This is a genomic window from Peptoclostridium sp. (assembly GCF_009881055.1).
GTDB lineage: Bacteria > Bacillota > Clostridia > Peptostreptococcales > Peptostreptococcaceae > Peptoclostridium_A.
This window is the reverse complement of record NZ_WXFG01000015.1, coordinates 1-14,016: the sequence shown is the minus strand read 5'-3', so window position 1 is coordinate 14,016 and position 14,016 is coordinate 1. Positions and strand designations below refer to the sequence as shown.

The window sequence follows — 14,016 nt, the reverse complement described above, 5'->3', positions numbered from 1 at the left end:
ATGTGCTATAATAAAATATTATATGAAACTTCCAGAAAGGATGGGTAAATCATGAAGCTTAACATCAAGAGGCTGAGCAAGGATGCAATAATGCCGTGCTATGCACATCCGGGTGACGCAGGGCTTGACGTGTTCTCGGTGGAGGAAACACTAATCAAAGCAGGTGAGGCCCAGCTTGTCGGGACCGGAATAAGCATAGAGCTTCCTTCGGGAACGGAGGCCCAGATTCGCCCAAGAAGCGGCCTGGCTTTAAAACACTGCATTACAGTTCTCAACACCCCGGGAACCATAGATGAGGGCTACAGGGGAGAGATAAAAGTCATTCTGATTAACCACGGAAAAGACCCGTTCAAGGTTGAAAAAGGAATGAAAATAGCCCAAATGGTAGTGCAGCCGGTGCTCAGAGTAGAGGTGGCCGAGACTGGCGAGCTATCTCAGAGCAGAAGGGGCGAGCGCGGCTTTGGTTCAAGCGGATACTAGGGGAGGAGTGGAATTATGAATTTACTTTCGATTTTTTTCATAGCAATAGGACTTGCAATGGATGCCTTTGCAGTTTCGGTAAGCGGAGGAGTGGCTGCAAAAAAGCCAAGGATAAATGATGCGCTCAAATTGGGACTGTTTTTCGGGTTTTTCCAGGGAGCAATGCCTGTTATAGGCTGGCTGGCCGGAGCCGGCTTCAAGTCATACATATCTGGAGTCGACCACTGGATTGCATTCCTGCTGCTTGGAGCAATAGGCCTTCACATGATACACGAAGCCAAGAACAAGGACGAAGAGTGCGGAGAAGAGGACATCAGCCATCTGAGCATAAAGCTGCTTATCGCGCTTGCAGTCGCAACGAGCATAGACGCGCTCATAGTGGGCGTGGGCTTTGGCGTTTTGAACACGCCGCTTGTCAGCGCTGCGCTAATAATAGGCATAGTCACATTCATACTCTCTTTCTGGGGCTATTTCATAGGCAACAAGTTCGGCTGCATGCTAAGCAGCTGGTCGGAATATCTTGGAGGAGCTTTCCTCATAGGCATAGGACTCAAGATACTCTTGCAGCATACGATTTTCGTGTAGGACAAAAACATAAATAATCCATACAATATTTATAACGATATTTTAAAAAAATATGCGGTATGATATAATTATTATCAAGAATGCTCATGCTACAGAATACAGATATACGTCAAAGCAAATGTTCGCAGCATTTTGAAAGCACTCAAGAAAGCATGTGACAATGGCAAACCTGCTTAAAGGCAGGGACGCAAAGCCATGGGTCTAAAGGGAGAATCCCCATGATTGCCAGGCTGCCGGAATGCTTATATGCTAAATCCAGCATAGTAAAAGCGCCGGAAACGGTGGGCGCTTTTGTAAGCATCCCACAAATACCTTTAAATAAGCAGGGGGTGTTGTAATGGGAATCAAGATAACCAACGAACTAGTAAGATTTGTTTACCTGAATACGCCTGACAAGTGTGCGGTGGAAAGGGAGCTCGACAGACTGTATGACATAATAAGCAACAACCTGAGCAAGGCAAAGAGCGCTCGCGATTTGAAAAACGCCCAGAGCGATTTTGACATGCTGATTCAAATATCAGAGGTTCTAAAGCAAAGGGGTGACTTTGCGAGCAGTGAAGTTGAAAGGTACATCCAAAAATCAGGCGCATTGATTGAAAAGCTTGAATTGAAAAAGGAGTACATAAGAAGAAAGAGAAGCTACAGCGGAATCTACATATATGCATAGGCCTTCAATATGAAGGCCTTTTGCTTTGTATATGGGGAAGAAATCTGCTAAAATGGTTAGTGACATCAAAAAATACAGCGAAAGGCGGCATCAAATGATAAGATCAATAACAATACTAATATACCTTGTGACATACCTGACTTCATCGCTTGGAAAGCTAAGGCGGGTTTCACAGCTCGAGCAGGCAGGAAAAAGGGATGAGAAGGACAAAATCGTAAACGATACAGTGAGCAAATGGGCTAAAGCAATTGTAAGGCTCAGCGGCTCGAGAGTGAGCGTCCAGGGCCAGGAGAACATTCCCAGCGACAGGGCCGTAGTTTTTGTGAGCAACCACCAGAGCAACTTCGACATACCAATACTCCTGGGTTGCATAGACAAGCCCAAGGCTTTCATAGCCAAAATAGAGCTCAGAAAACTGCCTGTGATAAGCAGCTGGATGGACAAGATGGGCTGCATATTCATGGACAGGAGCGATGCGAGACAGTCACTCAAATCCATAAGCCAAGGCTCTGACAATGTCAAAAGCGGATATTCGATGGTAATATTCCCGGAGGGCACAAGGAGCGAGGACGGCGGGCTCAAGGAGTTCAAGCCGGGAAGCCTGAAGCTGGCAACGAAGGCGCAGGCGCCAATAGTGCCGGTAACCATAATAGGCTCAAAGGACATAATGCTCAAAGGCAAACTGAGCGTATATCCTTCGGACGTTCGCATAATAATATCAAAGCCTATATATACCGATGAAATTTCTAAGGAAGACGAGAAAAATCTGGGCGACATAGTGCGCGGTGAGATACTCAATAATCTTGGACAGACTCAGGAGGCGTAGCGGTTTGAAAAACAACATATACGGACTCTTGCTGGACACTGATTTTGAAATAAGGACTCTAAGGGATGAAGCATCTGATGCGGACATACTAATACCTCTGGGTGAGAGGACGCTTAATATCGAAATGGAAGGACTGCCTGGATACCTGGGCGACAGGCTCCAATCGTGCATGGCGGCCAACATACTAATAAGGCTCTCAAAGGAAAAGGGCAATGCGTCTGCGACGGTTCACATACTAAGAAGCATAGACCTTTATTCGGCAATGCTCAATTTTGAAATCGACTGCTCGAGGTGCTCTATAAGCATAATTGATGAAGGCTACAGCGTGCTCATGAGAATAAAGCAGAGCATATAGATGGTTTCAACGCTGCAAACCGGGGTAAAATAACATATTATCAAGAATAGGCGTTCAGACTGGATTTGAACGCCCTTTTTTTAAAGGAGTGAATACATATTGAAAAGTCAAAGCAGCACGCCTATTTTAGACGCGGTAGTAGAATGCTGCGACAAGGAAACTATACACTTCGATGTTCCCGGGCACAAAGGCGGAAGAGGCCTGTCGGATTTTGACAAGATACTCAGAGAAAAAGGGCTTAAGCTGGACATTAGCTCGGCCAAGCCTGTAGATTCTCTCAACAACCCAAGCGGAGTGATAAAACAGGCCCAGGAGCTTGCAGCTGAGGCCTTCAATGCAGACCACTGTTTTTTCATGGTAGGGGGAACAACCGCCGCGGTGCATGCTATGATAATGAGCACATGCAAGCCCGGAGAAAAGATAATAGTGCCCAGGAATTCGCACGAATCAATTATTAAGGGATTGGTGCTCAGCGGAGCCGTGCCCATATATGTTCAGCCGGGCGTCAATAGAGAACTCGGGATAAGAACCGGGGTTTCGTCAGCAGCAATAAAAGAGGCCATAAACAGAAATAAAGATGCAAAGGCTGTTTTGCTTATGAACCCTACATACTATGGAGCCACCTCAAACATAAGTGAAATAGTAAGACTGGCGCACTCAAGGGGCATGGTAGTGCTAGTGGATGAGGCCCACGGGACGCATTTTGGATTCCATGAAGACCTGCCAATGTCTGCAATGGATGCGGGGGCAGACATGAGCGCTGTGAGCATTCACAAGACAGGGGGCTCGCTTACACAAAGCTCAATGCTGCTTGTCAAAAATGGGATGGTTGATCACAGAGCTGTAATGACAACCGTGCAGCTAATGCTGACAACAAGCGCTTCATATCTGCTGCTTGCAAGTCTCGATGCGGCAAGGAAGAATCTTGCAACCATGGGAGATGAGCTGGTGGGCAAGGCTGTAAAATTTTCAAGGGCAGCGCGTGACAGGATAAATTCAATAGAAGGCCTTTATGCCTTCGGCAAAGAGCTTATAAACGGAGACGATATATTCGGCTTTGACGAGACAAAGCTTGGCGTGTGCGTATCCGGCATAGGACTTTCAGGGTTTGAGGTATACGACATGCTGAAAGAGGAGCACAATATACAGGTGGAGCTGGCGGACGGCAGCAACATACTTGCCATAGTCAGCCTGGGCGACTCCGAATCAGACATAGACGCCCTTGTGGAGGCGCTTGAGGATATAAGCACAAGGCATGCAAAGGGCTGGCGCCAAATAGAGCAGCCTATACTTGAAAATCCATACGTGGTAATATCGCCAAGAGAGGCTTTCTACAGCCCCAAAAGGACTGTAATGCTTGAGGATGCAGCAGGCGAGGTGGCGGGAGAATCCCTTATGCTCTATCCGCATGGAATCCCTATATTTGCAATAGGAGAGAGAATAACGAGCGAAATGATAGACTACATAAGCTTTCTCAAGGAACAAAGCGCTGTGCTCGTTGGAACTGAAGACCCTGATGTAGAGTACATTAAAATACTAGGAATGTAAATGAATAAGTGAAAGATGGCTCACTGTAGTGGGTCATCTTTTTTTTCTGCGGATAATTAAATGCAGATGCATGGAATATTTATAATGTGCAAAAGCAAACAACTATAATTACATTAAAATAAATTAAGAAAAGTCTAAGGTTTGTATAATGTTAATATATGTACATTATGGGTATGAAGCACTATAGGGATGCATAATATTCCAACGTTATGAATGCCGGCTCGAAAGAGAGCAAATAGTAAAGAATAAAACGGGGGTGGGATTACATGTTTAGGAGTATTAAGCTGGGCGGTAAAATGTCAATGCTGTCAGGTTTCATGATTCTTATGCTGCTTGTTGTGGGTGGGGTAGGCTACTACTTCAACATGAAGGCCAATGAGAATATTGAATTGATTTTCAGCAACACAATGGAGTCTGTGGAACATCTTGAAAAAGCGTCGGCAAACGTAGCGGATGCTGAAAAGAACCTGCTCGAGGTGATAAACTCCTCAAGAGCTGGCGACATGAATAGTGTCGAGAAATACATAGGCAAGATAGGCAAGGACGGCGAAGAGCTCACAGGCAATATTTCAACCTACGAGAAGACCCCTATGGATCAGCTCGAAAAAGAACAGCTGGCGGCCTTCAAGGAGAACAGGACCAACTTCGGGCAGAAGATGGAGGCTATATTTGAACTTTCCAGGGAAGGAAAGCCTGATGAGGCATATGACGTATTCAAGGCCTCGGAGGGGATGCTTACAGAGTACCACACTGCGCTCAATGCGCTTGTGGACTACAACATAAAAAGCGCGGAAGCCATAAAGCAGAAAAATCTGAATGAATCAAAGAGCGCATCATTGGCAATGATTCAGATAATAATAGCAGCCGCTGCAATATGCATAGCAGCCAGTTATTTCATAACCCGTGGAATAGTAAAGGCCGTGCTTGAAACAGACAAGCATCTGGATTTAATAGCAAGAGGCGATCTCAGCCGTGATGTGGACAAGCAGCTGCTTGAGAGAAACGATGAAATGGGGCAGATTGCCAAGTCGATGCAGGGGATGCAGGAGGGCCTCAGAAACCTGCTCGAAAGCATAAGGGTTTCGGCTGGAACGATAACGGAATCCTCGGAGAACCTTTCCAAGATAACGAATGAATCTACACTTGCAGCCAATGAGGTTGCCAAGGCGATGCAGGAGGTAGCACAAAGCTCCACAGAGCAGGCTGGCGACGCTGAAAACGTCGCAATCAAGGCAACCGAGCTTGGAGATGAGATAGAGCAGGCAAGCAGGTTCATAAGCGATATGAATACGCTCTCTGACGAGACAGCGCAGCTTAGCATCCAGGGAAGCAAGGCCATAGAGCTTGTAGACCTCAAGGTGGACGAGAGCAACAAGATGACAGAGCAGGTAAGCATGGAAATTCAGGGCGTATACGATTATTCTAAGAACATAGAGTCTATAGTTGCAATGATAGACAACATAGCAAGCCAGACAAATCTGCTTGCGCTCAATGCATCCATAGAGGCGGCGAGAGCCGGCGATGCGGGACGCGGATTTGCAGTAGTAGCGGAGGAGATAAGAAAGCTCTCCGAGGGTACAGAAAGCGCCACCAGCGAAATAAAGGATCTGATAGTGACCGTACAGAAAAAATCACACGAAGCTGTAAGCACCATGGAAGATGCCAAGGCTGCGGCACTTGAACAGAACAAGTCTGTAACAGAGACAAGAAGAATATTTGAAGATACGCTGCTTATACTGGAAAAACTCAATGAAAAGATTGACCAGGTCAGCGAGAGTGCCGAAAAGATAGAAATGCATAAGGGCATAATAATCGACTCTATACATGACATATCTGCCTTGACAGAGGAGACCTCGGCAGCCACTGAGCAGACATCCGCAAGTACGCAGGAACAGCTGGCCTCGATAGAGGAGATAGAGAGCCTTTCTGAGGAGCTAAGCAGCATAGCCAGGAATATGGACGAGGAGCTTGGCAAGTTCAAATTCTAAACTCAGATAATTTTACAATTGAACAGCGACATCGCAGCAGGACAAAAAAATAGAATCCCGAAAAGGATTCTATTTTTTTGCCTTAGTTTTCAAATGCATTCGACACAGTATTGTCCACCTGATATGAGATAAGCACACGCTTAAGATATTCAAGAGTCTTTTTGGATGACTCATCCGGAGAATAGGAGACCTGGCCGTCCACAACACGGGACAGGAGAGACTGGTATATGAGCATGCTCATCTCGTTTATGGCGTCTATATCGTCAGCCATTATATAGCCTTCACTCACGCAGTCTTCAAGTATGGCTTTGTTCCTAGCATATATGTTTTTCTTCTGAAGCATCAGAAGTGTTGAATCCTTGTGCTCACCAAGCTCCTCTGAGAATATCTCATAGTACTGCTCAACTATGTCAGGAAGCGAGCTGCTGAATTTGTCGAAGAATATGGTGTAGAACACCTGAGGCCTTTCGAAGGAATACTTGCAGAAGGCGCTCCAAATGTTGAGATACTTTTCAAGAGAATTCCTGGCTCCCTTTGTATAAGATGAGAGATTCCTCGAGTATTCCCTCAGGTATTTCATGGATGCAAAAAACACGAGGTGTTCTAGATTTTCGAAATAGTTGTAAATAGTGGCGCTGTTGTAGCCGGCAATGTCTGAAACCTTTCTTATGGTAACATTTTCAAAGCCCTGCTCTTCTATTATTTTCTGTGTCGCCTCTATGAAATAGCTCATCATCCTTATCTTTTGCATTCTTTTTTTGACTTCAGAGGTTTTGCTGTACATATATAATCACCCTAAATAAGTATTTTGTTGATTTTCAAATGTGATTATAACACAAATATAACCGCTAACATATACGGTTGGGGGTAATTTTTGAACAAAATAATAATTGTGAAATTTTTTTCGATAAATAAAACTAATGCTAAGAGCTTGCAAATACAGAAAAGTATTATAGAAGTCCTCTATCATAATCATGATTATTATATAATTTTGGTTGCAAAATAAACTGGATCGTGTATAATTATAACAAAGAGTAGAAGTTTCAAAAAAACTCTGAAAAATCAAAAAACGTTTCACAGACTGGATTTGAAAAAACCTGCAGGAGTTTTAAAGCAAATCTATCATTTTAAAGTATGAAGGGAGTGTCTGTTGATGAAATTGGAATTGGGTAATTTTTATGTTGAGGAAATCGTTTTCGGAGAAAAAACGTCATTCAAGGACGGCGTGCTTACTATAAACAAGCAGGAGGCTCTGGACTATGTTATGGAGGATGAGAACATAACACATGCGGAGCTTCATATTGTAAAACCCGGCGACATGGTAAGACTTTGCCCTGTCAAAGAGGCCATAGAGCCAAGGATCAAACTTGACGGCAGAACTTATTTCCCTGGAGTTACAGACGAAGAGCTTACAAGATGTGGCGAGGGAAGAACTCATGCCCTTAAAGGCTGCAGTGTTCTTGTGGTAGGCAAGCACTGGGGAGGATTCCAGGATGGACTTATAGATATGGGCGGCGAGGGAGCAAAGTACACATACTACTCGACGCTTAAGAACATAGTTCTTGTGGGAGATACTAACGAGGACTTCGAAAAGAACGAGCAACAGAAAAAGAATAAGACTCTAAGATGGGCCGGTCACAAGCTTGCTGAATATATAGGAAAGACAGTAAAGGACATGGAGCCTCAGGAAATAGAGACATACGAGCTTGAGCCTGTTACACAAAGAAACGACGAAGTAACAAAGCTTCCGGGAGTAGTATTCGTAATGCAGCCTCAGTCTCAGATGGAGGAGCTTGGCTACAATGATCTTGTTTATGGCTGGGACATGAACAGAATGGTGCCAACATTCATGCATCCAAACGAAGTGCTTGATGGAGCGATCATATCAGGAAGCTTCATGCCATGCTCTTCAAAATGGTCGACATATGACTTCCAGAACTTCCCTGCCCTAAAAAGGCTATACGCTGAGCACGGCAAGACAGTCAATTTCCTTGGAGTAATAATGTCGAACCTAAACGTGGCACTTCAGCAAAAGCAGCGTTCAGCTCTTTTCGTGGCACAAATGGCCAAGACTCTTGGAGCACAGGGAGCAATAGTTGCCGAGGAAGGCTACGGAAATCCGGATGCTGACTTCATAGCATGCATAGTGGCCCTTGAGAATGAAGGCATTAAAACTGTAGGCCTGACAAACGAGTGTACAGGAAGGGACGGTTTCTCGCAGCCGCTTGTTACTCTAGACGAGAAGGCAAATGCCATAGTTTCTTGCGGCAACGTATCTGAGCTAATAGAGCTTCCTCCTATGCCAGTAGTACTCGGAGAACTGGAAGCTCTTGCTAGAGATGGTCTTTCTGGCGGATGGGCAGGAGACGAGATACTAGGCTCTTCAGTGAAAGCTGACGGCTCTGTGATAATGGAAAACAATGCCATGTTCTGCGGAGATCAGGTTGTAGGCTGGTCTACAAAGACTATGAAGGAATTTTAGTACTCTAATATAATCCTGACGGAGGTGCGAATAGATGAAAAAAGCAATCTTATACTTGAACCAGTTCTTTGGACAGGTAGGCGGTGAAGACAAGGCTGATTACGAGCCTGAAATAATAAACGGACAAGTAGGCGCGGCTATGATGCTTAACGGAGTTCTAGAAGGTGCCGAGGTGACACATACTGTAATATGTGGTGACAACTTCATGGGAACGTACAAGGATGAGGCCATAAGGAGAATACTTGGATTCCTTGATGACAAGGAATTCGACATATTCCTTGCAGGGCCGGCATTCCAGGCAGGAAGATACGGCGTGGCATGTGGAGAAATATGCAAGGCTGTAAAGGAAAAGTACAATGTACCTGTAGTTACATCTATGCATGTTGAAAATCCTGGAGTTCAGATGTTCAAGAAGGACATGTACGTGATGATAGGCGGAAACAACGCAGGCAGAATGAGACAGGACATGAGCGCTATGGCTAAGGTGGCCAACAAGATTATTGCAGGAGAGAAAATCGGACCTGCGGACGCTGAAGGATTTTTCCCAAGAGGAAAGAGGCATCAGTACTGGAGAGAGGATGGAAAGCCTGCTTCTGAAAGAGTAGTTGACATGCTGCTTAAAAAGCTAAGCGGTGAAGAGTTCCAGACAGAGCTTCCAATACCTAAGTCAGATAGAGTAGAAATAGCTGCGCCTATAAAGGACCTTTCGAAGGCTACTATAGCTGTAGTTACTACAGGCGGAATAGTTCCTGTTGACAACCCTGACAGAATCCAATCGGCTTCAGCCACAAGATGGGGAATGTATGATGTGACAGGGCTTGAAAGGCTTGAAGGTGGCGTTTATAAGACAATACACGCCGGATTCGACCCTGCTGCTGCAGACGCTGATCCAAACGTTATAGTTCCGCTTGACGCTCTTAGAGCATATGAAAAGGAAGGCAAGATAGGAAAGGTTCACCAGTACTTCTACTCAACAGTTGGAACTGGAACTACAGAGGCAGAAGCTGCAAGAATGGCCAAGGAAATAGTTGTAAAGCTTAAAGAAGGCGGAGTTGACGGCGTTATCATGACTTCTACCTGAGGCACATGTACACGTTGCGGTGCAACGATGGTAAAAGAAATAGAAAGAGCCGGATTCCCTATAGTACAAATGTGCAACTTGATCCCTGTTGCCTCTACAGTGGGAGCCAACAAAATAGTACCTACAATATCAATACCATATCCTTTGGGAGATCCTTCAACATCCAAGGAGCAGCAGTGGAAACTTAGGTATCACAGGGTTGGAACGGCACTAGATGCTCTAACGGTAGATGTTCAGGAACAGACAATATTCAAGGTGAAAATATAAAATCCAAACGCAATCCAAACGCAATCCAAAATATAATTGAAAAATAGAAAATAAAATTGAACGGCAAAAGTGAAAAATGTACGGAAAGCTTTAATCAGGAGTGATTGCATGATGCATCACTCCTGATTAGGCAATAAATATTGTATCTAAATAACCCCTTATATAATATACAATATAAACATGAGAAACTTATTACAATGCAGAAAACATAGCAAATAATATGACGATAAGTTAAAAAAATAACTAAGTGTCAAAACTAACTTTGGCTAGCAAAAAAGGAGGAATTTAATTGGTATCATTAAATAGTGAAGCTCCCCAAGTGAAAAAGCCAGACAACAAGGTGTTCTATATATCAATGCTTATAGTTCTTGGAATAGTTGGATGGGGAATGCTTTTCAAGGATAACTTTGCAACATTTGCAAGCAACCTTCTTTCTTTTCTTTCAGAAACATTTGGCTGGGCATATCTTATGTCCATGTTCGTGTTTGTAGTTTTTGCTGCAGGCCTTGCATTCAGCAAGTTTGGAGATGTAAAGCTCGGACCTGATGATTCGACGCCTGATTATAGTACTACATCATGGTTTGCGATGCTATTTGGCGCAGGCATGGGCATAGGCCTTGTTTTTTGGGGCGTGGCGGAGCCGATTTATCACTACCTTGCGCCGCTGGGTGTAGAACCGGGCTCTAAAGAAGCTGTCGATTTCGCATTCAAGACATCGTTCAAACATTGGGGATTCCATCCCTGGGCGAATTACAGCGTCATAGGACTGGCTCTTGCGTATATGCAATTTAGGAAAGGAAAGCCGGGCCTCATAAGCAGCATATTCATACCTATATTTGGCGAAGAGAGAGTCAAAGGGCCTATAGGCAAGACTATAGATATACTGGCTGTATTCGCAACGGTTGCAGGAGTTGCAACATCCCTTGGAATGGGAACTCTTCAAATAGGAAGCGGAATCAGCTATATATTCGGCATAGAACAGACAACAATGATGAATATAATGATAATTGCTATTGTTACAGTAATCTACATCTGGACTGCGGTGAGCGGCATAGACAAGGGAATCAAGATACTAGGAGATATCAATCTGTGGCTTGCAGGAACACTTCTTGTGGGAACATTCCTCATAGGGCCTAAGGTGGCCACGATGAATGCGTTCTCAAACGGCCTTGGACTGTACCTAAATGACTTTTTAAAGGATTCAATGTCGATTAATGCATTTGGAGACAACAGCTGGCTTAAAAGCTGGACAGTATTCTACTGGGCATGGTGGATAGCTTGGGCTCCATTTGTTGGTTCGTTCATAGCGCGTATATCAAGAGGTAGGACAATCAGAGAGTTTGTGGGCGGAGTAATATTTGCGCCTGCAGTGGCATCTTTCATATGGTTTGCAGTGTTTGGAGCTCTTGGAATAGGACTTTCGGATAAGATTGGCCTTGATGGGCTCAAGGCTGCGGTAGGTGCGCCTGAAACTGCATTGTTTGCAGTTATGCAACATTACAATTTTGGAACGCTACTGTCATTCATCACTCTTTTCCTCTTGTGCACATTCTTCATAACATCAGCAAACTCGGCTACATTTGTACTAGGAATGCTTACATCTGAAGGAGATCTGAATCCTTCGAATCAAAAGAAAATAATATGGGGACTCTTCCAGGCGCTCCTTGCAACCGCACTTCTTCTTGCGGGAGGTCTTCAGTCGCTTCAGACCATATCTGTAGCAGCGGCTTTTCCTTTCATAGGAGTAATGCTTCTTGCCTGTGTTTCACTTTTAAAGGTGCTATCGGAGGACTCCAAGTCAAAGAAATAAATTTGTGAACTGCTGAATAACAAGCCAAAAATTTGTGCTGCAGGATATATATCTGCTGCTATTTTTGGCTTGTATATCGATATGCATTGTTAAAATATAAATAATGTTTCCATCTTTTGCGTTTGAGTATAAATATAGTGTCATCATATGATTAATTTATGCAAAATGGTGTCTCTATCAAAAAATATAATATGTTGTTTTTTCAATGGAAATATATTCAGTTATAAGCATTATTTTGGTATATTTTAATATGATGACATTTATTTGACATTGTGATATAAAATCACACCATGCATGAATAAAAATGCATGCATAAACAGGAGGGGTTTAAGTGGAAAATGTATACGATTTGGCCATAATAGGTTCGGGTCCTGCAGGGCTGGCGGCAGCGCTATACGGAGCTAGAGCAAAAATGAAGACACTTATGATCGAAGGTCAGAAAGTGGGCGGACAAATAGTAATAACTCACGAGGTTGCCAACTACCCTGGATCAGTTAGGGAAGCCACAGGTCCATCACTTATAGAGAGAATGGAAGAGCAGGCAAACGAGTTTGGCGCTGAGAAGGTAATGGACAAGATAGTAGACGTTGACTTTGACGGCAAGATAAAAGTAATAAAAGGCGAAAAGGCCGAGTACAAGGCAAAATCAGTAATACTTGCAACAGGAGCGGCTCCAAGACTTGCAGGCTGCCCAGGAGAGCAAGAGCTTACAGGCAAAGGCGTATCATACTGCGCAACTTGCGACGCTGACTTCTTCGAGGACATGGAAGTGTTCGTAGTAGGCGGAGGAGACACTGCGGTTGAAGAGGCTATGTACCTTGCCAAGTTTGCAAGAAAGGTTACAATAGTACACAGAAGAGATGAGCTAAGAGCTGCCAAGTCTATACAGGAAAAGGCGTTCAAGAACCCTAAGCTTGCTTTCATGTGGAACTCTGCAATAGAAGAGATAAAGGGAGACGGCATAGTAGAGTCTGCAGTGTTCAAGAACCTGGTTACAGGCGAGACTACAGAGTACTTTGCAAATGAAGAAGACGGCACATTCGGAATATTCGTATTCATAGGCTACATACCAAAGAGCGACATATTCAAGGGCAAGATAACACTTGATGATGCCGGCTATATAATAACAGACGACAACATGAAGACAAATGTTGAAGGCGTATTCGCAGCAGGGGACATAAGAGTCAAGTCTCTAAGACAGGTAGTTACTGCATGTGCAGACGGAGCCATAGCTGCAACTCAGGCTGAAAAATACGTTGAGGCTAACTTCGAAGAATAAAGAACGCAAAAATATTGTTTGACAATCCGAAACAAGGCTATAAATTCAAATGGTGACTGTAAAAAATATGTTGATAATATTAAAAATTTAAAAGGAGATGACTTTCAATGAGCGCATTACTAGTTGAAATAGACAAGGATCAATTCCAAGCAGAGGTACTAGAGGCAGAAGGCTATGTTCTAGTTGACTACTTCAGCGACGGCTGCGTGCCATGCAAGGCTCTTATGCCTGACGTTGAGGAGCTTGCTGCAAAGTACGAAGGCAAGGTTGCATTCCGTAAATTCAACACAAGCTCAGCAAGAAGACTTGCAATAAGCCAAAAAATACTTGGACTTCCAACAATAACACTTTACAAGGGTGGACAAAAAGTAGAAGAAGTTACTAAAGACGATGCTACAAGAGAAAACATAGATGCAATGATAGCCAAGCACGTTGGCTAATAGAAACAAGCTTGATTAATTAAGTGAGTAGACTTTGGCCTTTTGGCCGGGAGTTTATTTTATAGATTTAAAATTTTTTATAGGAGGATGGTAACCATGAGTTTGTTTGACGGCAAAAAAGTCATCATCATCGGTGACAGAGACGGTATACCAGGTCCTGCTATGGCAGAATGTCTAAAAGGCACAGGAGCAGAAGTAGTATACTCTG

Annotated in this window: 13 protein-coding genes, 1 pseudogene and 1 riboswitch; of the genes and pseudogenes, 13 read left to right on the top strand and 1 reads right to left on the bottom strand. The window is 44.0% G+C overall.

Annotated features, from left to right (window positions below):
* Nucleotides 1–48 precede the first annotated feature (48 nt).
* The 7 genes from dut (at nt 49) to GT589_RS02555 (ending at nt 6,449) form a co-directional block, all read left to right on the top strand.
* Nucleotides 49–480 carry a dUTP diphosphatase gene (dut, locus tag GT589_RS02585; RefSeq protein ID WP_293395641.1) on the top strand — a complete coding sequence of 144 codons (432 nt, stop codon included), beginning with the start codon at nt 49–51 and terminating at the stop codon, nt 478–480.
* 15 nt (nt 481–495) lie between these two features.
* A complete protein-coding gene (locus GT589_RS02580; protein ID WP_293395538.1) occupies nt 496–1,065 on the top strand; it encodes a manganese efflux pump MntP in 570 nt (189 codons plus the stop codon).
* A gap of 152 nt (nt 1,066–1,217) precedes the next feature.
* Nucleotides 1,218–1,303, top strand: a riboswitch (cyclic di-GMP riboswitch).
* A gap of 99 nt (nt 1,304–1,402) precedes the next feature.
* On the top strand, nt 1,403–1,732 hold the full coding sequence (locus tag GT589_RS02575) for a hypothetical protein (protein WP_293395535.1): 330 nt from the start codon (nt 1,403–1,405) through the stop codon (nt 1,730–1,732).
* Nucleotides 1,733–1,826: 94 nt separating this feature from the next.
* Nucleotides 1,827–2,558, top strand: coding sequence for a lysophospholipid acyltransferase family protein (locus GT589_RS02570; RefSeq protein ID WP_293395533.1), 732 nt, complete (start codon nt 1,827–1,829; stop codon nt 2,556–2,558).
* 4 nt (nt 2,559–2,562) lie between these two features.
* The gene (locus GT589_RS02565; protein WP_293395530.1) at nt 2,563–2,913 is read left to right on the top strand and encodes a hypothetical protein; all 351 of its coding nucleotides are present in this window, start codon (nt 2,563–2,565) and stop codon (nt 2,911–2,913) included.
* A 99-nt stretch (nt 2,914–3,012) separates the two neighbouring features.
* Nucleotides 3,013–4,461, top strand: coding sequence for an aminotransferase class I/II-fold pyridoxal phosphate-dependent enzyme (locus tag GT589_RS02560; protein WP_330582840.1), 1,449 nt, complete (start codon nt 3,013–3,015; stop codon nt 4,459–4,461).
* A gap of 266 nt (nt 4,462–4,727) precedes the next feature.
* Nucleotides 4,728–6,449 carry a methyl-accepting chemotaxis protein gene (locus GT589_RS02555; RefSeq protein ID WP_293395527.1) on the top strand — a complete coding sequence of 574 codons (1,722 nt, stop codon included), beginning with the start codon at nt 4,728–4,730 and terminating at the stop codon, nt 6,447–6,449.
* Between the two features lie 82 nt (nt 6,450–6,531).
* Here the strand turns inward: GT589_RS02555 and GT589_RS02550 are convergent, their stop codons facing one another.
* The gene (locus tag GT589_RS02550) at nt 6,532–7,233 is read right to left on the bottom strand and encodes a TetR/AcrR family transcriptional regulator (RefSeq protein ID WP_293395525.1); all 702 of its coding nucleotides are present in this window, start codon (nt 7,231–7,233) and stop codon (nt 6,532–6,534) included.
* Between the two features lie 369 nt (nt 7,234–7,602).
* On the opposite strand from GT589_RS02550, the gene GT589_RS02545 reads away from it, so the two are divergent.
* From GT589_RS02545 to GT589_RS02520, 6 genes and pseudogenes are all read left to right on the top strand, one after another.
* Nucleotides 7,603–8,931 (top strand): glycine/sarcosine/betaine reductase component B subunit, encoded by a 1,329-nt coding sequence (locus tag GT589_RS02545; RefSeq protein ID WP_293395522.1) that lies wholly within the window; start codon nt 7,603–7,605, stop codon nt 8,929–8,931.
* 34 nt (nt 8,932–8,965) lie between these two features.
* The gene (gene grdH / locus GT589_RS02540) at nt 8,966–10,279 is read left to right on the top strand and encodes a betaine reductase selenoprotein B (protein ID WP_293395519.1); all 1,314 of its coding nucleotides are present in this window, start codon (nt 8,966–8,968) and stop codon (nt 10,277–10,279) included.
* A gap of 289 nt (nt 10,280–10,568) precedes the next feature.
* Nucleotides 10,569–12,089: a glycine betaine uptake BCCT transporter gene (locus GT589_RS02535; RefSeq protein WP_293395516.1), complete on the top strand. Its 1,521-nt coding sequence runs from the start codon at nt 10,569–10,571 to the stop codon at nt 12,087–12,089.
* 331 nt (nt 12,090–12,420) lie between these two features.
* Nucleotides 12,421–13,368, top strand: coding sequence for a thioredoxin-disulfide reductase (gene trxB, locus GT589_RS02530; RefSeq protein ID WP_293395513.1), 948 nt, complete (start codon nt 12,421–12,423; stop codon nt 13,366–13,368).
* Between the two features lie 107 nt (nt 13,369–13,475).
* Nucleotides 13,476–13,808 (top strand): thioredoxin TrxA, encoded by a 333-nt coding sequence (trxA, locus tag GT589_RS02525; RefSeq protein WP_025434639.1) that lies wholly within the window; start codon nt 13,476–13,478, stop codon nt 13,806–13,808.
* A 96-nt stretch (nt 13,809–13,904) separates the two neighbouring features.
* Nucleotides 13,905–14,016: pseudogene (locus GT589_RS02520) on the top strand (glycine/sarcosine/betaine reductase complex selenoprotein A); the annotation flags it as partial.

Coding starts and splice junctions, on each gene's coding strand:
- GT589_RS02580 (WP_293395538.1), top strand. CDS start 496: ATGAATTTACTTTCGATTTTTTTCATAGCAATAGGACTTGCAATGGAT.
- GT589_RS02575 (WP_293395535.1), top strand. CDS start 1,403: ATGGGAATCAAGATAACCAACGAACTAGTAAGATTTGTTTACCTGAAT.
- GT589_RS02570 (WP_293395533.1), top strand. CDS start 1,827: ATGATAAGATCAATAACAATACTAATATACCTTGTGACATACCTGACT.
- GT589_RS02555 (WP_293395527.1), top strand. CDS start 4,728: ATGTTTAGGAGTATTAAGCTGGGCGGTAAAATGTCAATGCTGTCAGGT.
- GT589_RS02550 (WP_293395525.1), bottom strand. CDS start 7,233: ATGTACAGCAAAACCTCTGAAGTCAAAAAAAGAATGCAAAAGATAAGG.
- GT589_RS02545 (WP_293395522.1), top strand. CDS start 7,603: ATGAAATTGGAATTGGGTAATTTTTATGTTGAGGAAATCGTTTTCGGA.
- trxA (WP_025434639.1), top strand. CDS start 13,476: ATGAGCGCATTACTAGTTGAAATAGACAAGGATCAATTCCAAGCAGAG.